Annotated in this window: 22 protein-coding genes and 3 tRNA genes; 11 read left to right on the top strand and 14 right to left on the bottom strand. The window is 62.8% G+C overall.

Annotation, left to right across the window (positions count from 1 at the left end):
* Positions 1 to 74: 74 nt before the first annotated feature.
* The 3 genes from BMI90_RS16415 to BMI90_RS16405 form a co-directional block, all read right to left on the bottom strand.
* Entirely contained in the window at positions 75 to 1,646 is a 1,572-nt protein-coding gene (locus BMI90_RS16415; protein WP_146671325.1) for a hypothetical protein, read from the bottom strand.
* A gap of 370 nt (positions 1,647 to 2,016) precedes the next feature.
* Positions 2,017 to 2,091 (bottom strand) — tRNA-Asn (locus tag BMI90_RS16410).
* 71 nt (positions 2,092 to 2,162) lie between these two features.
* A complete protein-coding gene (locus BMI90_RS16405; protein WP_078530579.1) occupies positions 2,163 to 3,035 on the bottom strand; it encodes an MBL fold metallo-hydrolase in 873 nt (290 codons plus the stop codon).
* A 36-nt stretch (positions 3,036 to 3,071) separates the two neighbouring features.
* On the opposite strand from BMI90_RS16405, the gene BMI90_RS16400 reads away from it, so the two are divergent.
* The 4 genes from BMI90_RS16400 to BMI90_RS16385 all read left to right on the top strand — a co-directional run bounded on the left by BMI90_RS16400 (position 3,072) and on the right by BMI90_RS16385 (position 7,677).
* The gene (locus BMI90_RS16400) at positions 3,072 to 4,406 is read left to right on the top strand and encodes an ATP-binding protein (protein ID WP_078530578.1); all 1,335 of its coding nucleotides are present in this window, start codon (positions 3,072 to 3,074) and stop codon (positions 4,404 to 4,406) included.
* Positions 4,407 to 4,627: 221 nt separating this feature from the next.
* Entirely contained in the window at positions 4,628 to 7,042 is a 2,415-nt protein-coding gene (lon, locus tag BMI90_RS16395; RefSeq protein WP_078530577.1) for an endopeptidase La, read from the top strand.
* Positions 7,043 to 7,152: 110 nt separating this feature from the next.
* Complete coding sequence (locus tag BMI90_RS16390) at positions 7,153 to 7,587, top strand: HU family DNA-binding protein (protein ID WP_078530576.1); 435 nt, start codon at positions 7,153 to 7,155, stop codon at positions 7,585 to 7,587.
* Between the two features lie 15 nt (positions 7,588 to 7,602).
* A tRNA-Val gene (locus BMI90_RS16385) sits at positions 7,603 to 7,677 on the top strand.
* Positions 7,678 to 7,787: 110 nt separating this feature from the next.
* On the opposite strand, the gene BMI90_RS16380 is transcribed toward BMI90_RS16385, so the two are convergent.
* Positions 7,788 to 8,582: a glycosyl hydrolase gene (locus BMI90_RS16380; RefSeq protein ID WP_246831572.1), complete on the bottom strand. Its 795-nt coding sequence runs from the start codon at positions 8,580 to 8,582 to the stop codon at positions 7,788 to 7,790.
* A 582-nt stretch (positions 8,583 to 9,164) separates the two neighbouring features.
* On the opposite strand from BMI90_RS16380, the gene BMI90_RS16375 reads away from it, so the two are divergent.
* The 5 genes from BMI90_RS16375 to BMI90_RS16355 all read left to right on the top strand — a co-directional run bounded on the left by BMI90_RS16375 (position 9,165) and on the right by BMI90_RS16355 (position 13,061).
* A complete protein-coding gene (locus tag BMI90_RS16375; RefSeq protein WP_078530574.1) occupies positions 9,165 to 10,457 on the top strand; it encodes an integrase arm-type DNA-binding domain-containing protein in 1,293 nt (430 codons plus the stop codon).
* On the top strand, positions 10,457 to 11,164 hold the full coding sequence (locus tag BMI90_RS16370; protein WP_078530573.1) for a helix-turn-helix domain-containing protein: 708 nt from the start codon (positions 10,457 to 10,459) through the stop codon (positions 11,162 to 11,164). The genes BMI90_RS16375 and BMI90_RS16370 overlap by 1 nt, the downstream gene beginning before the upstream one ends.
* Before the next feature lie 103 nt (positions 11,165 to 11,267).
* Positions 11,268 to 11,444: an AlpA family phage regulatory protein gene (locus BMI90_RS16365; RefSeq protein ID WP_078530572.1), complete on the top strand. Its 177-nt coding sequence runs from the start codon at positions 11,268 to 11,270 to the stop codon at positions 11,442 to 11,444.
* A gap of 107 nt (positions 11,445 to 11,551) precedes the next feature.
* Positions 11,552 to 11,857, top strand: coding sequence for a hypothetical protein (locus tag BMI90_RS16360; protein WP_168172810.1), 306 nt, complete (start codon positions 11,552 to 11,554; stop codon positions 11,855 to 11,857).
* Positions 11,858 to 11,948: 91 nt separating this feature from the next.
* Positions 11,949 to 13,061: a bifunctional DNA primase/polymerase gene (locus BMI90_RS16355; protein ID WP_168172809.1), complete on the top strand. Its 1,113-nt coding sequence runs from the start codon at positions 11,949 to 11,951 to the stop codon at positions 13,059 to 13,061.
* Between the two features lie 107 nt (positions 13,062 to 13,168).
* Here BMI90_RS16355 and BMI90_RS16350 read toward each other — a convergent pair whose 3' ends face one another.
* Complete coding sequence (locus BMI90_RS16350; RefSeq protein WP_078530570.1) at positions 13,169 to 13,426, bottom strand: hypothetical protein; 258 nt, start codon at positions 13,424 to 13,426, stop codon at positions 13,169 to 13,171.
* A gap of 83 nt (positions 13,427 to 13,509) precedes the next feature.
* Here BMI90_RS16350 and BMI90_RS19090 point away from each other — a divergent pair, with 83 nt between their 5' ends.
* Entirely contained in the window at positions 13,510 to 13,794 is a 285-nt protein-coding gene (locus tag BMI90_RS19090; protein WP_281491822.1) for an HGGxSTG domain-containing protein, read from the top strand.
* Between the two features lie 299 nt (positions 13,795 to 14,093).
* On the opposite strand, the gene BMI90_RS16340 is transcribed toward BMI90_RS19090, so the two are convergent.
* Together BMI90_RS16340 and BMI90_RS16335 are read right to left on the bottom strand one after the other, a co-directional pair.
* A tRNA-Ser gene (locus BMI90_RS16340) sits at positions 14,094 to 14,183 on the bottom strand.
* A 110-nt stretch (positions 14,184 to 14,293) separates the two neighbouring features.
* The gene (locus BMI90_RS16335) at positions 14,294 to 15,040 is read right to left on the bottom strand and encodes an SDR family NAD(P)-dependent oxidoreductase (RefSeq protein ID WP_078530568.1); all 747 of its coding nucleotides are present in this window, start codon (positions 15,038 to 15,040) and stop codon (positions 14,294 to 14,296) included.
* 238 nt (positions 15,041 to 15,278) lie between these two features.
* Between BMI90_RS16335 and BMI90_RS16330 the strand changes: the two genes are divergently transcribed.
* A complete protein-coding gene (locus BMI90_RS16330) occupies positions 15,279 to 15,887 on the top strand; it encodes an outer membrane beta-barrel protein (protein WP_158521759.1) in 609 nt (202 codons plus the stop codon).
* 66 nt (positions 15,888 to 15,953) lie between these two features.
* Here BMI90_RS16330 and BMI90_RS16325 read toward each other — a convergent pair whose 3' ends face one another.
* From BMI90_RS16325 to BMI90_RS16295, 7 genes are all read right to left on the bottom strand, one after another.
* Positions 15,954 to 16,796 (bottom strand): TPM domain-containing protein, encoded by an 843-nt coding sequence (locus BMI90_RS16325; RefSeq protein WP_078530566.1) that lies wholly within the window; start codon positions 16,794 to 16,796, stop codon positions 15,954 to 15,956.
* Between the two features lie 24 nt (positions 16,797 to 16,820).
* Entirely contained in the window at positions 16,821 to 17,429 is a 609-nt protein-coding gene (locus tag BMI90_RS16320) for a TetR/AcrR family transcriptional regulator (RefSeq protein ID WP_078530565.1), read from the bottom strand.
* Positions 17,422 to 18,318 carry a polyphosphate kinase 2 gene (gene ppk2 / locus BMI90_RS16315; protein ID WP_078530564.1) on the bottom strand — a complete coding sequence of 299 codons (897 nt, stop codon included), beginning with the start codon at positions 18,316 to 18,318 and terminating at the stop codon, positions 17,422 to 17,424. Before ppk2 ends, BMI90_RS16320 begins: the two co-directional genes overlap by 8 nt.
* A 156-nt stretch (positions 18,319 to 18,474) precedes the next feature.
* Positions 18,475 to 19,428 (bottom strand): alpha/beta hydrolase, encoded by a 954-nt coding sequence (locus BMI90_RS16310; protein ID WP_078530563.1) that lies wholly within the window; start codon positions 19,426 to 19,428, stop codon positions 18,475 to 18,477.
* Positions 19,403 to 20,323 carry a homoserine O-succinyltransferase gene (gene metA / locus BMI90_RS16305; RefSeq protein ID WP_078530562.1) on the bottom strand — a complete coding sequence of 307 codons (921 nt, stop codon included), beginning with the start codon at positions 20,321 to 20,323 and terminating at the stop codon, positions 19,403 to 19,405. Before metA ends, BMI90_RS16310 begins: the two co-directional genes overlap by 26 nt.
* 52 nt (positions 20,324 to 20,375) lie before the next feature.
* Complete coding sequence (locus tag BMI90_RS16300; RefSeq protein ID WP_078530561.1) at positions 20,376 to 21,230, bottom strand: ATPase; 855 nt, start codon at positions 21,228 to 21,230, stop codon at positions 20,376 to 20,378.
* A gap of 51 nt (positions 21,231 to 21,281) precedes the next feature.
* On the bottom strand, positions 21,282 to 22,208 hold the full coding sequence (locus BMI90_RS16295) for a DMT family transporter (protein ID WP_078530560.1): 927 nt from the start codon (positions 22,206 to 22,208) through the stop codon (positions 21,282 to 21,284).
* Between the last annotated feature and the right edge of the window lie 86 nt (positions 22,209 to 22,294).

Genomic DNA, 22,294 nt, shown 5'->3' with positions numbered 1-22,294 from the left:
AAACTTGTTCGTCGTCTTGCTCATGATGCTCCATCCTACTCAGGAGTTGGAGCCTCCGGCAAACATGGGGCGGTTCATTCCCCGGCCGAGGACTTCACATGGTTGCCGGCGACGTTGCGCACGGTGAAATAAGCGATGCCGTTCTCCGACCCGAAGTCGTCCGGTCCGAGTTGCAGGATTTCCTCGGCGCGACAGCCGGCAAGGCGCGCGATGAGGGGCGCCCAGAAAAGCGGATAGTCCACCTCGTCGCACTGCCCCTGGTAGACCGGAGAGGCGAAGAGCTTCTGGATCTTGTCATCCCAGAGCATGCGGGAACGGTCTTCTTCGCTCGCCTTCAGCGCCTTCTCCTCGTCGTTGGTCCAGGAACAGATCTCGAACGGATTCTCGTCGATCAGCTTCATGGCTTCCAACATCTTGCCGACCCGGTTCGCCATGCGGCCATGGCGGAGGAAGGTGGCGACACGAAGCCGAGGGATCTTCGCGTCAAGGTCCGCGCGTTCGAGAGCCGCCGGTTTGGATATGCCCTTCGCGGCGAGCTCTTCCCTCAAGGCAGTTGCCGCTGCGAGCTCTTGCTCGTCGGCACGCTCGACGAGGTCGCGGAAACCTTTCGTATTGAGAAGGTTCTTCTTCTTTCCGTGGTATTTGGGGATACGGCGAATGACATTCAGGACACCGTCTACCTCGGTCCAGTCGATCTGGTGGAACGGTTGGTTTCCCAGGACATCGACCCAGATATCGCGAGCCTTCCTGGCATTGCCCCCGGATGTCCGTTTCCAATTTTTGCCCTTGTCCGGAAATCGTTTCTGCCGGGCCTCGAAGAGATCTCCGTATCCGAGTTCCTTGATCTCGAAATACAGGTCGAACGCCTCAAGGAACTCGATATTGGGGCCTTTTGCCAAGGCCGCGCGCGCCTTGTCGGAGAGAAGCGACTGATCGATCAGGATCCGGGGTTCTTCACGCGGCATGACGGGAGCCTTCAGCGCTGGCTCGGGCGACGTAACGATAGGTTCGGGTTCGCAATCGTGGCTGGGCGGTCGGCTGGACACAGTGTCCGCTACACCCGTTTTCGCCCTCTTCGGCGTGGCGTGAGCCTCTTGGGTCGGAGGCTGATCCGGAGAGGCCACCTGTGGCTCAGCCGGGGCGATCGCCGACGGGATGGTTGACACCGGCACGGAAACTGCAACAGGCGCGGCTGCTGCCGGGATGGTTAGGGCGGGCGCGTGCGATTGTGCTACAACTTGGGGCAGGACAGAGCCCGAGGCGGCCGAGCGGCTTGCCAGGACAGACCGGAAGATCGGCGTCGGCTCCTCATAGGTTCCGACCTCACGCCGCTCCCGTTCGCGCGACACGTCCAGCATGACCCGCAGCGCCTCGAAGGCGAGCGCGCGCCGGTCAGTCGAGCTCTCGTCGAGGGTGACCCCGAAGTGCCGCGCCATCTCGCGCAGCGGCTCTTCGACGGGCGACCGGTCGCCGAGCGCCAGGGCTCGGCGCAGCATATCTTGGGTCGCACGCTCGGTCTTCGCCGCGAACAACGCGGCCGCTTCTGAGCGCGGCTCGGCCGACGCGCGCAGGGCCTCATGGGCGGCGATCTGGCAGCGCGCAAGTTCGGTCAACAATGTCACGTGCTCGGGGCTCAAATGATTCACGGGTCTCTCCGACGTCAGCGCGAAGGCCAGGTCGGTGAGCACTGTCAGTGCACGGACGCGGATCTTCGCTTCGGAGAGGAGTTCGGTTCGCAGCGACAGACACAGTGACGATTTGTGATTAGGGTTTGATATCTCACAAAATGGGCGTGTCAGACGGCGGCGAAAGAAGAAGCCCGAGGGGCGTTTTTCGAGATAGGGTGTGTGCGACTCCGGCCATGCGGGCAGCCTCCGAAAACTGATTTCAGGGCATCCGGGAGTCGCGAGTGTGCATCAGCTTGCGCATGCATCTGTGCACCAATTTGTGAACGCGAACTGGCGGCTCCGACTCTTGTCGGGGCTCAACCAATAAAATCAACCACTTAGGGTGATTTGGCTCCGGCGGTAGGGATCGAACCTACGACCAATTGATTAACAGTCAACTGCTCTACCGCTGAGCTACGCCGGAACACGAGGGGGTGTATAGAAAGCTCGAATTGGGTTGTCCAGAGGGTTCTTGCGAAAAAATTCATCCTTTCGTCACGTCAGCGAAAACAGCGCCTTGGGATGCAGGTGTGGGGCAGGGGCCACCAGGGTTTGTTGCGTCATTTCAACGAGATGGGCGAAGACGTTTCGCTCGGCTGCGGGCAGGAGGGCAGGCGGGATATCGGTGTAGATGGCTTGCGTGAGGGCGTGGGGCGTCGCAGGTCTCCGGCGCAAGTTTTCCAGGATCTGGGCGCTTCGGGACTCGCGATGGGCGCGCTGCTCGGAAATGAGCCCGCGCGGGTCCGAAACGGGCGCGCCGTGGCCGGGGTAGAGGATGCGGGGGGAGAGTGCGTCGATACGCTCCAGAGAGAGGTAGTAATCGCTCAGATCTCCATCCGGGGGGGAGATCAGCGTCGAGGACCACCCCATCACCACATCGCCGGTGAGCACCGCATCGCCCAGCACGAAACTCAGATGATTGCAGAAATGGCCCGGCGTATGCAGCGCGGTGACCTGCCAGTCGCCATGCGACAGCGTTTCGCCATCGCCGAGTGGCTCGTCGGGGTGAAACCCGTGATCGACGCCTTCGCCGCCGCCCGCCATACCGGACGCGGCCAGTTCGGCCATGATCGGCGAGCGACCGGCCTCGGGCGGCCCGAAGGCCAGAACCGGGGCGCCCGTTGCGTCGGCAAGAAGCCGGGCGCCGGGAGAATGGTCGAGATGGGCATGGGTCACGAGGATATGGCTGATGCGCTCGCCCCGCGCGAGACCGTCGAGAATCGTCTGAAGATGCGCGGGGTCGGCCGGGCCGGGATCGACCACACCGACCGCACCGGTCCCGATCACGTAGCTGCAGGTGCCCGTATAGGTCATCGGCGAGGGGTTGGGCGCCACGATCCGCCGCAGACCCGGCTCGAGTTCTTCCATCTTTCCCTCCGCTTTGGCCGACGCTAGGGTTCTGCCATGAATTTTCGCTGGCTCAAACAGGTGATGCCGCGCGGGCTTTACGGGCGGGCCGCGCTGATCCTCATTTTGCCGGTCGTCACGATCCAGCTCGTCGTCTCGGTCGTCTTCATCCAGCGTCATTTCGAACGCGTCACGCGGCAGATGACCGAGGGCATGGTGCGCGAGATCGTCCTGCTCGATCAGGTGGTGACGAAGGCCGCGACGATCGAGGCCGCACGCGAGCGCCTTGCAGAACTCGACGAAGCGCTTGGATTCATCACCGCGCTGCCCGCTCCCGCTTCGGTGGCGAAAAACCGCGGTGACCGGCGCAAGTTTCTCGACCTGACCGGGATCGTCGTGCTCTCGACTCTGCACGAGAACCTGCCCGCGATCCGCTCGATCGATCTTGTGAGCGATGACAACAAGGTCGCGGTGGCGCTCGAGACCCCGAAGGGGCTTTTGTCGGTGATCTTTCCGCGGGGGCGGGTCTCGGCTTCGAACCCGCATCAGTTGCTGGTGCTGATGGTCTTCGTGTCGATCCTGATGACGCTGATCGCCTATCTGTTCCTGCGCAACCAGCTGCGCCCGATCCGGCGGCTCGCGCGGGCCGCCGAGGCATTCGGCAAGGGGCGCAACGTGGATTATCGGGTGTCGGGGGCCACCGAGGTGCGTTCGGCTGGTTCGGCCTTCCTCGACATGCGTGCGCGCATCGAGCGACAGATCGAACAGCGCACGCTGATGCTCTCGGGGGTGAGCCATGACCTGCGCACGCCGCTGACGCGGCTGCGGCTGGCGCTCTCGATGATGCCCGAGAGCCCGGATGTCGAGGCGATGGAGCGCGATGTCGACGAGATGGGCCGCCTCGTCGACGCCTTTCTCGATTTCGCCCGCGAAGGGGCGACGCAGGGCAATCCCGAGACGCTGGAGATTTGCGGTTTCGTGCGCGGTGTCGTCGAGGATGCGCAGCGCGCGGGCCAAAAGGTCACGCTTGTCGGCTGCGAGGGGGGCGAGACCGCGACTTTCCGGCCCGATGCGCTGCGCCGCGCTTTTGAAAACCTTATCGGCAATGCCAATCGGTATGGCGAGCGTGCAGAGGTGACGGTCTCGATCGGCAAGACGGGATGGCGAATCGCGGTTCATGACGACGGGCCCGGCATCGCGCCCGAGCGGCGCGACGAGGCGATGCGGCCCTTCACCCGGCTCGATCCTGCGCGCAATCAGGATCGCGGGCAGGGCGTGGGTCTGGGGCTTTCGATCGCCGCCGACATCCTGCGCAGCCATGGCGGGTCGCTGAAACTCGGGCATTCCGAACGGCTTGGCGGATTGATGGCCGAAATGATCCTGCCGCGCTGAGTGCTGGCCGCGCACCCAACCCTTTCGCTGGCCTGCGGAGCGCCTTTCCGCTATCTCCCGATCCGCTCTTGCGACCCGTGCGTGGGACGCGCATTGTGACGAGTGAGTGACATGGCCTAGTTGAATGGGCGCCATACGCCTCCTAGATATTGGGTTGAACAGGGAAGGGACGTGGCTGCCGAAAATCGGGGCCGGACCCTTCTGCCAGAAAAGGAACGCCGATGACCGAATTCACCTCAGTCACCCATCCGGTCCTGCCGCTGCGCGACATCGTGGTCTTCCCCCACATGATCGTGCCGCTCTTCGTCGGGCGCGAGAAATCCGTGCGCGCGCTCGAAGAGGTGATGGCCGAGGACCGCCAGATCTTGCTCGCGAGCCAGATCGACCCCTCGCAGGACGACCCTGACACTGACGGGATCTTCCGCGTGGGCGTGCTCGCCAATGTGTTGCAACTGCTCAAACTGCCCGATGGCACCGTGAAAGTGCTCGTCGAGGGCAAGAGCCGCGTGCGCATCACCGATTTCGTGCCCAACGACAACTATTTCGAAGCCGAGGCCGAGGCTCTGATCGAGACCGAGGGCGACACCGAGACGATCCGTGCGCTGCTGCGCTCGGTCGCCGAGGAGTTCGAGCGCTACGCCAAGATCAAGAAGAACATCCCCGAAGAGGCGCTCTCGGCGGTGGCCGACGCCACCGAAGCCGACAAACTCGCCGATCTCGTCTCGGGCCATCTGGGCCTCGAGGTGGAGCAGAAGCAGGAGCTTCTGGAAACGCTCAACGTCTCCGAGCGCCTCGAGAAGGTCTACGGGTTGATGCAGGGCGAGGTCTCGGTTCTGCAGGTCGAGAAGAAGATCAAGTCGCGCGTGAAGACGCAGATGGAGAAGACCCAGCGCGAGTACTACCTGAATGAGCAGATGAAGGCCATTCAGAAGGAACTCGGCGATGGCGAGGATGGCCAGAACGAGATCGCCGAGCTGGAAGCGCGCATCGAGGCCACGAAGCTGTCGAAAGAGGCGCGCGAGAAGGCCGAGGGCGAGCTGAAGAAGCTCAAGTCGATGTCGCCGATGTCGGCCGAGGCCACCGTCGTGCGCAACTATCTCGACTGGATGCTGTCGATCCCGTGGGGCACCAAATCCCGCGTGAAAAAGGATCTGCTCAAGGCGGAGGAGATCCTCAACGCGGATCACTACGGCCTCGAGAAAGTCAAGGAGCGCATCGTCGAGTATCTCGCGGTGCAGGCGCGCTCGGCCAAGCTGAAGGGCCCGATCCTCTGCCTCGTCGGCCCGCCCGGCGTGGGTAAGACCTCGCTCGGCCGTTCGGTCGCGAAAGCCACTGGGCGCGAGTTCATCCGCATCTCGCTCGGCGGCGTGCGTGACGAATCCGAGATCCGCGGTCACCGCCGGACCTATATCGGCTCGATGCCCGGCAAGATCATCCAGGCGCTGAAGAAGGCGAAGACCACGAACCCGCTCATCCTGCTCGACGAGATCGACAAGATGGGGCAGGACTTCCGTGGCGACCCGGCCTCGGCCATGCTCGAAGTGCTCGACCCCGAGCAGAACGCGACCTTCGTCGATCACTATCTTGAGGTGGAATACGACCTCTCGAACGTGATGTTCCTGACCACGGCGAACTCCTACAACATGCCGGGCCCGCTTCTGGACCGGATGGAGATCATCTCGCTCGCGGGCTACACCGAGGATGAGAAGCGCGAGATCGCGAAACAGCACCTGATCCCCAAGCAGATCAAATCGCACGGGCTGAAGAAGGGCGAGACCGCGATCACCGATGGCGCCCTGACCGACGTAATCCGTTACTACACCCGCGAGGCGGGCGTGCGGAACCTCGAGCGCGAGATCGCCAAGCTCGCCCGCAAGGCGGTGACCGAGATCATCAAGTCGAAAGGCGAGGTCAAGTCGATCACCATCGACGAGGATAAGGTCGGCGACTACCTGGGCGTGAAGCGCTACCGCTATGGTCTGGCCGAGAAGGAAGACCAGGTCGGCGTGGTGACGGGACTTGCCTGGACCTCGGTGGGCGGTGACCTGCTGCAGATCGAGGCGCTGCGCCTGCCGGGCAAGGGCCGGATGAAGACCACCGGCAAGCTGGGCGACGTGATGAAGGAATCCATCGACGCCGCATCGAGCTATGTCCGCTCGGTCGCGCCCGAATTCGGCATCAAGCCGCCGCGCTTCGAGAAGTGGGACATCCACGTTCACGTGCCGGACGGGGCGACCCCGAAGGACGGTCCCTCGGCGGGTCTGGCGATGGTGACCTCGATCGTCTCGGTGCTGACCGGCATTCCGGTGCGCAAGGATATCGCCATGACCGGCGAGGTCAGCTTGCGCGGCAATGCGATGCCGATCGGCGGGTTGAAGGAGAAGCTGCTCGCGGCTCTGCGCGGTGGCATCAAGACCGTCTTCATCCCCGAGGAGAACGAGAAGGACCTCGCCGAGATCCCCGACAACGTGAAGGAAGGGCTCGAAATCGTACCCGTCACCCATGTGAAAGAGGTTCTGGCCCGCGCGCTGGTGCGCCAGCCCGAGCCGGTCCATTGGGATGAGGAAGCCGAGGAGGCCGCGGCTGCGGCCGCCGCGGCGGCCAAGACGGACGGGCAGGGCGCAACCGCGCACTGATCCCTCACGCTGATGACAAACGAAACGCCCGTTGCCCGCGCAACGGGCGTTTTGCTTTTTCGTGCGGCACTGGCTAAGTTATTACGAAAGCGCCGAAAACAGGAACCGAAATGGCCAAGAGCAGCACGCCCAGCACCTCCAGACCGCACAGCCGAACGAAAGGGCCGAGCCCGAAGCGCAAAACGGCCCCGAAATCTGCCGCCTCGCTCACGCCTGCGTCGCAACCCGCGCCTGCGCCCGATCCGGTCATCATCTTGCGGAAAAAGAGCTTCGTGGAGCGCGTCATGGTCGAGGGCGGCGTCAGGAAGGGCGAGGCGCGCCAGATGACCGAGGCCGTGCTGAAGGTGCTGGGAGAGGCGCTCTCGGAGGGGGAAGAGCTCAACATTCCGCCGCTTGGCAAGCTCAAGATCAACCGCCAGTTCGAGAAGAATGGCGACGAGATCCTGGTGGTCAAGCTGCGCCGCAAGGGGGCGGATACGACTGACGCGGGGGCGTCTGAAAAAAGCGATCGAAACCCTCTTGCGGACCCCGGGGAGGGACGCTAAAACGCGCGCCACGGAGGGCGATTAGCTCAGCGGTAGAGCGCATCGTTCACATCGATGATGTCGGGGGTTCAAATCCCTCATCGCCCACCATCCCCCCTCCTTCACAGTATGAAACGACGGGTGTGCCCCGGCGCTGCACGCGGGCGCGTACTTCCGGGAGTGAACCTGTTTGGGGCAGGGCGCGTTCGCCCGAATTCGCCTTACTGGCTTCGCTTGCGACCGATGCGCGACACGGTCCGGTCAAAGGCATAGCCCACCGGCGTCGGCTCGAGCTTGTCATTGACCAGATTGATCTGCGGCTGGCGCCCGTTCCACTGATAGGGATTGGCGGCATACCAGGCGTGACGCTCGATGAATGCCAGCCCCTCCATCATCTCGATCGCTGCTGCGGCAAAGGCCGCATTTTGCGCATAGCTGACCTTGGCGGGCCGGTTCCAGTCGACATAGGCGAATTCGGTCACCCAGATCGGGCGCTTGTATTCGGCATGGACCTTTTGGAGCCACCGCTTGAACTCGGCCACGTTGCCATTGGTCGAATAGTAATGCACCGCCATGAAGTCGACCCGCATTCCGCGCGCCTCGACCTCATCCATGAAACGGCGCTGCCAGGAATTGGGTCCGAGCGTGCCGTCTTGCGTGGTGGCGGGGCTACCAAGGCGCAGCCCGCGCGCTTCGAGTTTCGGCCAGAGCTTGATCGCCTTCGCGACCGAGATCGCGCTGCCCGCTTTCAGATCTGCGTTGTCGGGTTCGTTGAAGCCGAGAAGCGTGCGCACCGGCGTATCCGACACGATCCGGGCATTCACATCTGCCACATCGCGGATCATCGGCACGAATTCGACCGAGCGGTTGGCGTTCGACTTGCTCCACATCTGATCGGGACGCCAGTTGTAATACCAGCTCACCGCGGGCGCGTTCTCGATCCAGTTGATCATCGTGTAGCTGGCATTTTCCCAGGCACCGACACCGATCCGCGCCGCATTCGATTGCATGGGCATGAGCATGAGTCCTGCCAAAAGGAATTGCCTGATCATCCGCCGACGTCGCCTCTCACGTTTTTTGCAACCCTAGCGGGCAATTCTGCCGATTTTGAGGCGAAATTGCGGAGCGCCGAGCGGACGTGCAAGATCCCGCCGACTCGGGGGTGCGGAATGCCCGGAAATCAGGCAGGACACAAGTTCTGGTGGGGCGTCAGGGCGTCGTCCACGAGTGGCTGTGGGTGATGGGAGCTGCCGCGGTCTCCCGAGGTAGTCGCGATTCCCCTGCAATTCACGATACAACTTGGTTGAATCGGCCCAATTTTCCCAATGAGGCAGGCAGCCAACAATGCCTCCGCAGCGCTTCGTTAAAGCGATGCAGGCGCCAAGCGCGACGCGCCAATGCGAATGCCCAGGACGAGTGAGGGGAAGTGGCGGAGAGACAGCCCGCCCCAAGGGTTTTGCAACCTGTTAGAACCTGTCGCGCTAAGCCAATAAAATAACAAGATTTAATCAAGACGCCTTCGCGGCCCATTGCAATCAATCGCAGGGGTGTGCATCTTCAATGGTGGGTAGGATGTTGGGCAAAAGAGTTAGGTTCCCATGCCGAAAATCGCCAAAGAGCTTTCCGCGCTGGAGGTGAAGAACCTCGCGCATCCCGGCACGGGGCGAAACGTGATCCATCCGGTGGGCGGCGTCACGGGGCTTTACCTGCAACTCACGCCCAAGGGCGGGCGGTCCTGGCTCTTGCGCACCACGATTGGCGAGAAGCGCCGGGAAATCGGCTTGGGCGGCTACCCTGATGTAACCCTAAGCCAAGCGCGTGAGCGGGCCAGAGAGGCCAAGGAACAGGTGCGGGCGGGGATTGACCCTGTGGAACAGCGCAAGGCCAACAGAGCGGCCCTTGTCGCGGCCCAGCGCCGGGGGCTGACCTTCTCCGATGCGGTGGAGAAATACCTGTCGGCCAAGCTCGACGCCTTCAAGAATGACAAACACCGCGCGCAATGGCGTAGCACGCTCGAAACCTACGCCGTGCCGGATCTGGGCAAGATGCTGGTGCAGGACATTGCCGTGCAGGACGTGCTGCGCGTCTTGGAACCGATCTGGCATAGCAAGACCGAAACGGCATCGCGCCTGCGTGGGCGGATCGAGGCGGTTCTGTCTTGGGCAACGGTCGCGGGCTATCGCCGGGGCGACAATCCGGCCCGCTGGGGAGGCAACCTTAAGGAGCTGTTGCCCGCGCCTGCGAAGCTCAAGGGCAACGCCAATCAACCCGCCTTGCAGATCGACGACGCGCCGCAATGGCTGGCCGATCTGCGCGCCCGTGAGGGGATGAGCAATCGCGCGCTCGAATTTGCGGCGCTGACCGCTTCGCGCTCGCAAGAGGTGCGGGGCGCGCGCTGGGAGGAAATCGACCTTGAGGCGGCTCTGTGGATCATCCCGGCGGCGCGGATGAAGATGGACCGCGAACACCGCGTGCCGCTCTCTGCCGACGCGCTGGCGCTGTTGAAAGCTCTGCCGCGCTTTCAGGGAAGCGCCCATGTGTTCCCCGCGCCCAAGGGGGGCGAAATGTCCGACATGGCCCTGAGCGCCGCGATGAAGCGCCTGCACGCTGCCAAGCTGGCCGAGCATGGGGTCGGCTATGTGGACCGCGTGAGCAAGCGCCCAGCGGTGCCGCACGGGCTGCGCTCGACCTTCCGCGATTGGGTGGCAGAGCGCACGCATTTCCCCGGCGATATGGCCGAGGTGGCGCTGGCCCATAAGGTCGGCAACGCCGTGGAAGCCGCCTATCGGCGCGGCGATATGGTCGAGAAGCGGCGCGGCATGATGGACGCTTGGGCGGATTACTTGGCTGGCCGTGCGCGGGCTGGCGCAGATGTGGTAAGGATTGGGTGATGTTTTTTGTCGATGGCTGGGTTCCTCTACGAGACTTTTTTGCCGAAGTGGAAAGTCTTATGCTTAAGCGCTTGGATCTCCGAATGAGAGAATTCGCTGAAGATATGAATGATGAAGATGCTGGCCGGTTCTTTGACCGCGAGTTCGATATGGCAATGGCAGTCACGGCTCGGGCGGTGTGGCTTCATCTCATAAACGCAGCGCACTCGAAAAAGTTGGCAGTTATCGGAGATAAGACTGGTTTCTTGCTGGCAAGCTCGTCGCTCGTGACCATTTTCGACGATGACGAGCATGGTATCCCGGGACTCGAGCGGGACGATGGCCCATTTATCGATATTAGAAAGGGCGTTTTCGGCATCTTAGATATGGACTCAGATACAATGAGCCGAACACCCATACTGCCAGCAGGTCTCGGCGTTGTTCTTGTCGCGGCTGACGTGTCGAGCAAGGCGGTGCAAGGCATCCAAGATGGCATGAAGAAGGAATTTCCAACATCGTCGATGGACGAAGACAACCTCGCCGAGCGTCGAGCAGGAGGGAGGCCCCCAGACGCATCCGCAGCAGTCGCAAGTGTTCTTGAGAGCCTTGCGCCTGCCGACATAATTAATTCGTCTACCAAGAGCGTTGCTCGCTTGGTGCGGGACGAAACTGGGCGTTCTGTTTCCGACCGAACTATCCAACGGATGCGCGCAAAATACAGGAATTGAGTGAAATCGCTCGTTTTGGCTGATTTGGCAGTTTTGTCAGACTTTTTTGTCCGATTTGAATTCCCGAATTTGCATCCAGTCGCAACCGATTGGAGCACGCCGCATGGCACAAACCTACCTCTCCGACCTTCAGCTTGCCGCCCGCTATGGCGTCCACCGCTCGACGCCGTGGCGCTGGGCCAAGACCGATCCGCGCTTCCCCAAGCCCGTGACGCTTTCGCCGGGATGCACCCGCTGGAACCTCGCAGAGCTTGAACGCTGGGAAGCCGCGCAGCGCTAAAACCGCGCCCCACAATCGGGGGCGGCGGTTCAAGTTTCGTGTGTGGTGAGACACCGCGACCCTAGCCCAGCGCCCCTAATCTCACAACCGAATTAGGAGCCGAAGGAATGGCTAAACATGGCTTTGACCATGCCCGATACCTTATTGCCGAAAGCAATGGTAGACGGGCTGAAATCCACCTCAACGGGCGGCTGCGCTGGGCGCTCGACAATCTGATCCGCGCTGGGGCGAAGGGATGCACCCCGATTGACCATCCCGGCCCGCGTTGGAGCGCTTACGTTCACAAGCTCAAGGAACATGGCGTGCGGATCGAGACGGTCCACGAGCGCCACGAAGGAGCCTTCCCCGGCACACATGCGCGCTACGTCCTGCGCTCGACAGTCGCGCGGATCGACCGAGGGGGTGCGCGATGATGCGCGCCCAGATCCGCCGATTGATGCGCCGGGGGCTGAGCGAAGCCCAAGCCCGCAACCTGGCCCCTTTGGTCTATGGGGGGTGGTGGCGATGACAGCCCAGCGCGCTTCCCTGCTGGCCGAGGAAATCCGGCAAGAGATTGTGCGGCTCAAACTGGCGGGCTTTCACCTCTTGCCGCTTGGGCGGGGCGATGACGGGAAAACACCCGGCATCGGCAATTGGACCGCGCCCAAGGTTAAGCTGGGCCAAGTGCTGGCCCCGCTCCATCGCCACGGGGTGGGCGTCTATGGTGTAAGGCTCGACGGGCTGGCCGTGATCGACTGCGACCACGACGACTCCGCCCTTGTCGCGGAAATGGAAGCCCGGTTCGGCTCAAGCCCGGTGCATGTGCTCACCTCAAGGGGGCGGCATCTCTACTATCGCGCGGGCGGCGCAACGCCGAACCTGCGCGCCGAAGGGCTTCCGGTCGATCTGAAATCGGGCGGGCGGTCCTATGTGGTCGGCCCGCTCTCTCTGCGGCCAGATGGAGGGCGCTATGTTCCGGTAAAGGGGGTGCTGGGGGTGGATAGATTGCCCGTAATTTACGGCGCGAAAACGGCGATGGGTGCGCCAGCGCCGATCCAAGAGGGTGAGCGTCACCAAACCTTGGTCAGCGAAGCGATTGCGATGGTCGAAACCGTCAGCGGCCCTGATGAGCTGACCGCGCGTCTTGTCGTGCTGCGTGATGAGCGATGTGCAGCCCCTTCCAGTATGCCCGATGCGGAGCTGCGCGGAATTGCCGATTGGACGTGGCAGCGCTTGCTAAGGGGTGAGCTATATCACGGGCGGGACAGTGCCTTCCCGGTCCATAGGTTGGCCCATGACGCCCTGCGCGGAAAACCGGGCGGGAGCGATGCAATCGCGCTCTACGTTCTGTTGGTCGATCTGCATGGGCATGACCCCGGCAAACGCTTCGCGCTCGATCACGGAGCGATGAAAGCGGCGGGGTTGACCGATCTGTCAGCGCGTGGATTTCGGGCCGCGCGTCGGATGCTGGAGGATGAGGGGCTTCTGGCGGTGGCGACCAAATACCGTCCCGGCTCGCATCGCCAGCAATACCGACTTGAGCGCCTGCGCCCCGGTATGGACACTGCGCCGAATGTCGAACGAATTTCCGAAATCGCGCCGCGCGGGAAGGACGGGGAAGAAGGGGGGAAGGACTAAGGTTATATTTGTGGAGCAGATTTGCGCCACAAGGGCGCAGAACATGGAAGCCGTGCCAATCATACATTGAGCCATCGGCAGAGGGCATTATGCGAGGCGAGCGCCAACTACATACACAGGAAGAAGGCGCTATAGCGGAAGTCTGCAATCTGCTGGACAGACTGTGCCTTCGCGGACTTGCCAACGGATGCGCAGACAGTTTCGGCTTTCTCTTTCGCACCATCGGGCAGCTTGCTGAGGTTGATCTTGCTGGTGGATGGAATCGAAATGGTCACAGAGTAGCCGTTGAAGCTAGTAGCAGGAAAATCCGATGCGACTGCTTGGGTTGCGGCAATCGAGAAAATCAAGATGACGAGCGTTCTCAAATCGGTCTCCAGATGTGAAAGCGTGTTCAAGAAACATGGCCGTTTTCGTTCAACGCGTCTAGCGCGGACAAATACGCGCGCGCATGGGGTGGGGTGTTAGCTTGACCGCTTCGGAAACAGAATGGCTCAAGACACAACTGGCCGCAGCCCTAGCTCGCGAGCGTGCGAGAGAAGCCAAACGCCGTGTGCGCTGCGGAGCCAAGACCCGCAAGGGGCATCCTTGCAAAGTGCTCAGCCTTCCCGGCAAGCGGCGGTGCAAGTTTCACGGCGGGCTATCGACCGGGCCGAAAACGCCAGAAGGGATCGAGCGCATCCGAGAGGCGCAGAGGCGGCGCTGGGCGTGCTCGCGCGATGTTGGAAAATGTTGAGCTTGGGGAGGGGGCGGCGAAAAGTTGGGAAGCCTAAGACCGGAAACCCGCGCCCCTAGTGCGTTTGCAATGTGCTCGGCGCTAAACGGGGGTAGGGGGCGGTTTCTTCAATTGCGGATGTGCGAGTCGAGCGAGCGCCCCGGTTTGCGGTTTCCCACGCCATGAGATTGGGCCACCCCCTACGGATTGAGGCTCGCGCGATGGGTAGGGCACCGAATCCCAAGCGTTTTTTCTTTGGTGGGTTTTTCGGTGGGTAGCGCCCGAGTAATTGAAAAATATTCAATTAAATCAAGGGTAAGTGGCGGAGAGACAGGGATTCGAACCCTGGGTGGGCTCACACCCACAACGGTTTTCGAGACCGCCCCGTTCGACCGCTCCGGCACCTCTCCGCATCGGTGGTCGTTTTGGTAGAGCGGGATTTATCGCCCCGCGCGGTGGCTTGCAACCCGTTTTTCGGAAATTTTTTGCAAGCGTTCGCGCGGGGCGTTTTTCTCGGGGATCAGCGCATCCGCAGCGCGCCGTCGAGGCGGATCACCTCTCCGTTGAGATAACCCGAGCGGATGATGAAACCGGCCAGTTCGGCGTATTCGGTCGGCTCTCCGAGGCGTTTGGGGAAGGTGACCTCGGCGGCGAGGCTATCCTGCACATCCTGCGGCAAGCCTTTCATCATCGGTGTCCCGAAAATCCCCGGCGCGATGGCGCAGACACGGATACCTTGCGTGGCCAGATCGCGCGCGAGCGGCAGGGTCATCCCTGCGATACCGCCCTTGGACGCTGCGTAGGCGGCCTGGCCCTTCTGCCCGTCGAATGCCGCGATCGAAGCGGTGTTGATGATCACGCCGCGCTCGGGGCCTTCGTTTTTCGCCATCTCGGCGGCGACAAGGCGCAGCACGTTGAATGAGCCGACGAGGTTGATGTCGATCGTGCGCCGGAAGCTCTCGAGCCGGTGCGGACCGTCACGCCCCACCACGCGTTCACCCGTGGCGATGCCCGCGCAATTGACCAGCGCGTCGATTCCGCCCATCGCCGCGACCGCCACGGCGATACCGGCCGCGACGCTCTCCTCGGAGGTCACGTCGACCTCGGCGAAGGTCGCGCCGATCTCGCCCGCCATCGTTTCGCCCTGAGCGCGGTCACGGTCGAAAATCGTGACCTTTGCCCCCGACTCGGCGAGATGGCGCGCCGTTGCCGCGCCGAGACCTGAGGCCCCGCCTGTCACCACCGCCCTGAGTGCCGTCAACTCCATGTGATCCTCCCGGAAATGAACATATGTTCAATAATCTCTCTCGCGCAGTCTTTTGTCCAGTCATTGCAGAGGCTTTCACATGCGCAGAAAAGCGCTGGATTGATCACGTTTCGGCAAGTCCCCGCCGAGCCTCGGAACCGGGTGCATTGACTGTGAATTTAGGAAGCATAGGTCCGTGCAACGGATCTGATCCAAACATCTCGAACGAGGGATGAACCCTCAGACAGGAGAGAGAAACATGAAACGGATTATCGTGACTTCGAGCATTCTGGCGCTGACCGGCACGGCGGCGCTGGCGGGCGGGTATACCGCTCCGCAGACCGAGGCGGTCGTGACGCCCGCACCGGTCGTTGTTGCTCCGGCCAACTACAACTGGAGCGGCTTCTATGGCGGTGCCCAGCTGGGCTACGGCAAGGCGCAGGACGCGATCGAGGCCGATGGCGTCGTGGGCGGTATCCACGGCGGCTACCTCAAGGATTTCGGCAATTTCGTCCTCGGTGGCGAGCTGGCCTATAACGCCGCGAACCTGAAAGAGACGATCAACGACGGCGAAACCACGACCACCGCCAAGGTCAAGAGCATGACCGATCTCAAGGCGATCGGCGGCGTTCCCTACCAGAACATGCTGTTCTACGGCACGCTCGGCGCCTCCTACGTGGATGCTGAAGTGGGTGGCACCAGCTACTCGGATACCGTGCCGCTGGTCGGTCTGGGCATGAAATACGCCATCAACGACAAGTGGTCGGTGGGTGGCGAGCTCGATCATCGCATCGGCAACAATTTCGACGGCACCACGAACGATCTGAACACCACGACGCTCGCGCTGACGGCGTCCTACAAGTTCTGATCCTCGGCGATCTGAAAGCAAGATTGGCGGGCGGAGGCGATGGTCTCCGCCCGTTTTCATGCGCGGCTACCAGCGCCCGCTGGCCCCGCCGCCGGAGGAGTGACCTCCACCGAAACTCCCGCCCGAAGATCGGCCGCGCGTGGGGATCGTGAAACTCTCGCGCCCAGTCCAGCCGCAATGCGGACAGCGGCGGATCCAGACACCCTGACCGGTCGTTTTCCGGGTGGCCTGCGTGCTGATCTCGCGCGTGACATCGAGGCCGCGACGGCCGCAATTTGGACACCGCGTGAACCGCCCGCGCAATCGGCGTCCGAGCAAGATCACGGCCGCGGCGAGCCCGAAGACGACAAACACCGCGTAGCGCAGGATCTTGTCGAGAACCCCTTCTGCCCGGTCGGGCGACGGCTGCGGCGGCAGACCCTGCGCCCAGCGATCGGCGATCCGGGTGATGATCTCGTCGCTGCCCGCGAGGATGCCGGTGGGCAGATCGCCGTCGCGAAACGCGGGCAGGATCACGGTGCGGATGATATCCTGCGCGGGGATGTCGTATTCGGGGCTGTAGCCAGAGCCGAGTTCGATGCGCACCTCGCGATCCTGCACCAGCACCATCAACAGGATGCCGTCATTGCGCTCGGCATTTCCGATCCCCCAGCCGTTGAAAAGCCGCGTCGCGAAGCTCTCCAGGGAGGGCGCGGGATCGTAATCGGAGCGCGTCGGCAGGGTGAGCACGGTGAACTCTATCCCGGTCTTTTCACGCAGCTCGGACAGCTTCGCATCGAGCGCATCGCTTTGCGCGGGCGCCAAGACATTCGCGAAATCATTGACCCCGAGGGTTTCATAGGCGGGGTAGGGCGTCGCTGCTGCAAGGCCGGCCCAGAGGATCAGAACAAAGGTCAGAACGAAGCGCATGATACCTCCAGTGCCTGGAGGGCGTCACCCCGGCGGGATGAGCCCCAACCCGCGCAGGTAAACCCCGATCCCGCTTTCGAGCAGATCCTCGGGCGCGAAGGGGGAGCGGTTGCCCTCGCGCGCGTACAGCTCGACCACACCATGGCTCATCGCCCAGATATGGGCGGCCACCATCGCCGCGGGCGGGCGTTTTTCCGGCGGGACATGTTCCATCAGCGCGCGCGTCGCCCGCTCCATCGCGGCGCTGGATTTCGAGGCCACGGCGGAAATCTCGGGCGAGCGGTTGGGCGAGATGCCGCTTTCGAACATCGCCATGTAGTGACCGGGATATTTCTTCGCGAAAGCCAGATAGGCCCGCCCGACCGAGGAAAACGCTGCCAGAGCCGAAGGTTTTCCCTCATGCCAAGCGTGTTCCAGGAGGTCACCGAAGATCAAGTATCCCTGACGCGCGCATTCCGCGATCAGATCCTCGCGGCCGGCGAAATGGCGATAGACTGCGGCCGGGGTGACGCCCGCGCTTTTCGCAGCCTCCGAAAGCGTGAACCCGGTCGGGCCCTTTTCCTCGATCAGCTTCAGCGCGGCGCTCACCAGCGCCTGACGCAGGTTGCCGTGATGATAGCCTTGCTTAGACATTCAGAACGTCGATGCCGCCGCAGATCTTCTTGTCGATCTCGCCGATCGCATCCTTGTCCTTGCGCGCGTAATCGACCGCGTTCAGCACCGTCTGGATCGCCGCGATGCGCGCGCGCTTCTTGTCGTCCGAGCGGATCACGGTCCAAGGTGCGTGTTTGCTGTCCGAACGCTCCAGTGTCTCCTGGATCGCGGCGGAATAGGCGTCCCAGCGCTTGAGGCCCTCGACATCGATCCAGCTCAGCTTCCATTGCTTGAGCGGGTCGCTCTCGCGCGCGAGGAAACGGCGCAGCTGTTCGGCACGGTCCACGTTGAGCCAGAGCTTGACCAGCGTCACCCCGTCCTCGACCAGCATCTTCTCGAAATCGGGGAGCTGGTGGAAGAAATGCTCGCGCTGCTGGGGCGTGCAGAAGCCGAAGACATGCTCGACCACGCCGCGGTTATACCACGAGCGGTCGAACATCGCGATCTGACCCGCCGCAGGCAGCCAATCCACATAGCGCTGGAAGTACCATTGCGTGGCCTCGGTCTCGGTGGGTTTGGGCAGCGCCACGACATAGGCCGAGCGCGGGTTGAGGTTTTCACGCATCCGCCCGATCGTCCCGCCCTTGCCGGCCGCGTCGCGCCCCTCGAAGATCACCGCGAGCCGCTTGCCGGTCTCCTTGACGTCCCAGAACATCTTGACCAGCTCGACCTGAAGCGCCTCCATGTGGCGGTCGTATTTCTTGCCCTTCAACTCTTCGTCGTAAGGGTATGATTTGGAAAGGATATCATCCTTGTCCGACATCGTGATCGCGTCGCGAATTTCCTTCGGCGCCTCGGTTTCGAGGAATTTCGTGATATCGCCGACGAAAGGGATCTCGAAGGGGGTTTCGTTCTTGTCCTTGGCCATCGCCGTCTCCTCGTTTCGCGCAGTATGGGGTGGCGTTGCGGGCGGCGCAAGAAGCCAGCACGCGACGCCTTTGGTTCGGGGGCGATGCCTCCGGCGGAGATATTTGGGTCAAGAAGAAGGGAGGGGCCTGTGTTCCACCCCAAATCTTCCGCTTGCTCAGTCGTTGTGGAGGCGGGCCGCGACGCGGTCCACGGCGGCCACGGTTTCCTCCAGGGCGACATGCGGCAACATATGCCCGACCCCCGGGAGAGAGACCAGTTCGGCCCCCGGGACCTGACGGGTGAAGGGGACGGCATGGATCTGCTCGCCCACGATCATATCGGCGGAGCCATGAAGCGATATCACCGGCAGGTCGAGATCGGGGTAATGCGGTATCAGAGCCGCGATCTCGTCTTTCAGCGACGCGCGCTGGCGGGCATTCACCCGCATCGTCCGGGCGCGCAATGTCATGCCGGGGCCGAACCACTCGGCATAGCCGTCGGGCATGTCTTGCGGCTCGAAGACCGAGGCGACCTCGGAGCGCAAGAGATCGGGGGGGGTCCAGGCAGAGATCAGCGGCACCGCGATCGCCTGGCCCAACGGCGGCGCAGTGATCTGGTAGAGTGCCGGCAGCGGGTCCTCCCAGGTCTGCGAGGGGGCGGCCACCGGAACCAGCGCCGACAGGGTGCCGGGGCGCGTGACCGCCCAGGCGATGGCGACAGCTCCGCCATAGGAATGCCCAAGGACGATCGGATCGCGGGCACCAGCTTCGGCCACGGCGTGTTGCAGAAGCTCTGCCTGCGCGGTGATCGAGTCGCCCTCCAGCGGGTCGGACCAGCCGAAACCCGGCCGGTCGGGCACGAAGACGCGGTACCGCTTGGCCAGCTCCGGCGCGAGATCGAAGGTCAGCGCGCGCGCAGAGCCCGACGCGCCGTGGATCAGCACCAGATCCGGCCCCTGATCGCCCATGACGACCATATGCACGCGCTGGCCGTCGACCTCGACGAAGATCCCGTCGGGCGGATAGGCGGCCTCGGCGCGGCTCGCGCGCCAGGAGGCGACGCTCCAGGTGGCCCCGCCGAGCGCGAGGGCGATGAGGGCGATACTAGCGGCCAATCTCTTCCAGATCATAAGGTGTTCCCTGGTAGATCTCGTTGATCCAGTTGCCGTAGAGCAGGTGGGCATGGCTCTTCCACCGGTTCGTGGGCACCCGGCTCGGATCGTCGTCAGGGTAGTAATTCAGCGGCACGTTGATCGGCTTTCCCGCCGCCACGTCGCGATCGTATTCTTCCTTCAGCGTGCCGCTGTCATATTCGAAATGGTTGAAGATGTAGAGCGCGCGATGGGCGCGGTCTTCGACCAGACAGGGGCCGGTTTCGTCCGAATGCAGCAAGGTCACCATGCCCGCAGCTTCCAGCTCGTCGCGTTTCATCTCGGTCCAGCGGCTCACCGGGATCAGCAGATCGTCGGAGAAACCCCGCAGGTAGGGCGAGGCGGGCGCGCAATTGCGATGCCGGAAGCACCCGAAGGCCTTGTGATCGAGCATGTGCTTTTTCACGCCGTGGAAGTGGTAGGCCATCGCCATGCCCCCCCAGCAGACGCCGAAGGTGGAGAAGACATGGCTTTGCGTCCACTCGAGGATCCGAGTGAGCTCTTGCCAGTAAGTCACTTCTTCGAAAGGCAAATGTTCGATCGGAGCGCCGGTGATGATGAGCCCGTCGAACTTCTCGCCCGTCGCCGCGACCTCCTCGAAGGGCCGGTAGAACTCTTCCATGTGCTCGGCCGCAGTGTTGCGCGTCTGGTGGTCGGTGATCCGGATCAGCTGGAAATCGATCTGGATCGGGGTCGCGCCGATGAGCCGGGCGAACTGGTTCTCGGTCTGGATCTTTTTCGGCATCAGGTTCAGCAACCCGATGCGCAAGGGCCGGATTTCCTGACGCATCGCGCGTTCGGGCGTCATCACCATCACACCTTCCCGCGACAGGATGTCGAAGGCGGGGAGGTTCTCAGGAAGCGTGATCGGCATTGTTTTCAGTCTCTTGCGGGTCGAAGTTCAGGTAAAGTCGTCGCGACGCACCTCAGACGGGAAGCGTATCTGCGATCAGCGATGTAAAATCTTTTCCGTTGCGGACAAGGTAAAGATCTTCGGCACGGATCTTTACCCCCCAGTTTGCTGCCATCGCGGCATAGCGCGGCTGACGATGGGCGAGCGCCTGCGCATAGGTCCAGCGCACGAAGTCATCGGGATCGACCTTGTCCTCGGAGACGCCTTTCAGGTCACGATATTCGGTCCATTTCGCGGCGAGGAACTGCGGCTGATAATACATCGGCTTCGGCGCGCGGTCGAAGCGTTTCACCAGTTCCTCGGTATGTGCGTCCGAGCCCTCGATCCAGACCATCAACAGGTTCTGCGACAGAGCGGTGAGGATCGGGTCCTCCGGGTCTTCGGGATCGACCACCTCGCAGATCGAGCCGCCGGAATCGCACAGGAAATTGCAGATGCCGTAGATGTCCTCGGCGCGCTCGATGAAATGCTTCGTGTCGAGCAACGCGGCCATCTCGGCCTCACGATGCTGGGTCTGGCGGTGCAGATATTCGTCAAAGGGCAGGCCGCCCTTGGCCGGATCGCCGGGCTTGCCAAGATAGGTCGAGAGCGGCGCGAGGTTCTCGAAGGTGATGTTCGAGGCGATATAGACCGAGTCCGACAGCAGAAGTTCGGCGAGGAAGGGGTTCTTCATCGCCTCGCGCTTGAAGTTGTCAGCGATATACTCGCCCATGTAGCGCGTGCCGATGCGGTAATCGACGGAGTAGTGAAACCACCCCTCGTCGCGCAGCAGGTTCGCCGCCCAGGTTTTGCCCAGCCCCGACATGCCAAAGAGCGCGACGCGCTTCTTTTCGGCGCCCAGCCACTGTGCGCGATTGGAATAGATCATCCGGTTCCTCATTGGTCTTTGGCCCCGGTTTAGCCTGCGCGCGCGGGCGCGTCACGGGGTTTTGGCGGGTGCGACGCGTTTGCTCGGGTGGCGATTGAGGATCATCAGCCCCAGCGCGAGCAACGCAAAGCCCGCGCCCTCGGCCCATCCGAGGCGCTCGTCATAGACCGCCCAGCCCGCGACAATGGCAACCGGCGGGATCAGCAGCGTCACGAGTGCCAGATTGGCCGCGCCCGCAAGCGCAAGGATGCGGTAATAGAGCAGGTAGGCCAGAGCGGAGCAGCCAAAGCCGAGCCAGAGCATCGCAAACCAGACCGAGGGCGCGTAGTCTAGGCTCGGCATGCCCTCGGTGATCAGAAGGATCGGCAGGGTCCAGATCGCCCCACCCGTGAGCATCCCGGCCGCAGAAACTTCGGGTCGTAACCCCTTGATCGCAAAGCGCGCATAGGCGCCTGCGAACCCGTAGCTCAGCGAGGCGCCAAGGATCGCAAGCTGACCTGCCGATGTGAGGTCAAAGCCGCGCAACGCATCCGGCCCGATCGCCACCACGACGCCCGCAAAGCCGATCGCGATCCCGGTCATCTTGCGCGGGCTCAGCCGCTCGTCCGCAAAGACAAGGGCCGCGATCAGCGCGCCGAAGATGGCGGTGGAGGCGTTGAGGATCGAGGCGAGGCCGCTATCGATATGTTTCTGCCCCCAGACGATCAGGGAAAAGGGAATGGCGTTGTTGAGAAGCCCCATGATCAGGAACCGCCCGAGATAGCGCGGATCGCGTGGGACCGGCAGGTTTCGCACCGCGACCCAGATCCAGAGCAAGACCGCGCCTCCCAAGACGCGCAGGAAAACCACGGTGGCCACGCCTGCGCCTTCGAGCGCGGCACGGTTGCTCAGGAAGGACGAACCCCAGATCAGGGCGAGCCCACCGAGGAGCGCCCAGGCGAGCGGAGAGATCGAGAGGGGATCGGGCGTCTGTTTCATGCCCCGAGCGATAAGCCCGACCCGCGTCCCGCGCCACCCGGATTTTGCTCATTGGTCAAGAAAAAGCCCCGCGCGAGGCGGGGCTT

The organism is Thioclava sp. L04-15, assembly GCF_002020275.1.
In the GTDB taxonomy this organism is placed as follows: Bacteria; Pseudomonadota; Alphaproteobacteria; order Rhodobacterales; family Rhodobacteraceae; genus Thioclava; species Thioclava marina.
This window is presented reverse-complemented; position numbering and strand designations above follow the sequence as displayed.

Excerpts from the sequence above, each read along its gene's own strand:
- lon (WP_078530577.1), top strand. The coding sequence starts at position 4,628 with ATGACCGAATTCACCTCAGTCACCCATCCGGTCCTGCCGCTGCGCGAC.
- BMI90_RS16370 (WP_078530573.1), top strand. The coding sequence starts at position 10,457 with ATGTTTTTTGTCGATGGCTGGGTTCCTCTACGAGACTTTTTTGCCGAA.
- BMI90_RS16330 (WP_158521759.1), top strand. The coding sequence starts at position 15,279 with ATGAAACGGATTATCGTGACTTCGAGCATTCTGGCGCTGACCGGCACG.
- BMI90_RS16310 (WP_078530563.1), bottom strand. The coding sequence starts at position 19,428 with ATGATCTGGAAGAGATTGGCCGCTAGTATCGCCCTCATCGCCCTCGCG.
- BMI90_RS16375 (WP_078530574.1), top strand. The coding sequence starts at position 9,165 with ATGCCGAAAATCGCCAAAGAGCTTTCCGCGCTGGAGGTGAAGAACCTC.
- BMI90_RS16360 (WP_168172810.1), top strand. The coding sequence starts at position 11,552 with ATGGCTAAACATGGCTTTGACCATGCCCGATACCTTATTGCCGAAAGC.
- BMI90_RS16405 (WP_078530579.1), bottom strand. The coding sequence starts at position 3,035 with ATGGAAGAACTCGAGCCGGGTCTGCGGCGGATCGTGGCGCCCAACCCC.
- BMI90_RS16390 (WP_078530576.1), top strand. The coding sequence starts at position 7,153 with ATGGCCAAGAGCAGCACGCCCAGCACCTCCAGACCGCACAGCCGAACG.
- BMI90_RS16300 (WP_078530561.1), bottom strand. The coding sequence starts at position 21,230 with ATGATCTATTCCAATCGCGCACAGTGGCTGGGCGCCGAAAAGAAGCGC.
- BMI90_RS16365 (WP_078530572.1), top strand. The coding sequence starts at position 11,268 with ATGGCACAAACCTACCTCTCCGACCTTCAGCTTGCCGCCCGCTATGGC.
- BMI90_RS16400 (WP_078530578.1), top strand. The coding sequence starts at position 3,072 with ATGAATTTTCGCTGGCTCAAACAGGTGATGCCGCGCGGGCTTTACGGG.
- BMI90_RS16295 (WP_078530560.1), bottom strand. The coding sequence starts at position 22,208 with ATGAAACAGACGCCCGATCCCCTCTCGATCTCTCCGCTCGCCTGGGCG.
- ppk2 (WP_078530564.1), bottom strand. The coding sequence starts at position 18,318 with ATGGCCAAGGACAAGAACGAAACCCCCTTCGAGATCCCTTTCGTCGGC.
- BMI90_RS16320 (WP_078530565.1), bottom strand. The coding sequence starts at position 17,429 with ATGTCTAAGCAAGGCTATCATCACGGCAACCTGCGTCAGGCGCTGGTG.
- BMI90_RS16355 (WP_168172809.1), top strand. The coding sequence starts at position 11,949 with ATGACAGCCCAGCGCGCTTCCCTGCTGGCCGAGGAAATCCGGCAAGAG.
- BMI90_RS16335 (WP_078530568.1), bottom strand. The coding sequence starts at position 15,040 with ATGGAGTTGACGGCACTCAGGGCGGTGGTGACAGGCGGGGCCTCAGGT.
- BMI90_RS16325 (WP_078530566.1), bottom strand. The coding sequence starts at position 16,796 with ATGCGCTTCGTTCTGACCTTTGTTCTGATCCTCTGGGCCGGCCTTGCA.
- metA (WP_078530562.1), bottom strand. The coding sequence starts at position 20,323 with ATGCCGATCACGCTTCCTGAGAACCTCCCCGCCTTCGACATCCTGTCG.
- BMI90_RS19090 (WP_281491822.1), top strand. The coding sequence starts at position 13,510 with ATGGGGTGGGGTGTTAGCTTGACCGCTTCGGAAACAGAATGGCTCAAG.
- BMI90_RS16380 (WP_246831572.1), bottom strand. The coding sequence starts at position 8,582 with ATGCCCATGCAATCGAATGCGGCGCGGATCGGTGTCGGTGCCTGGGAA.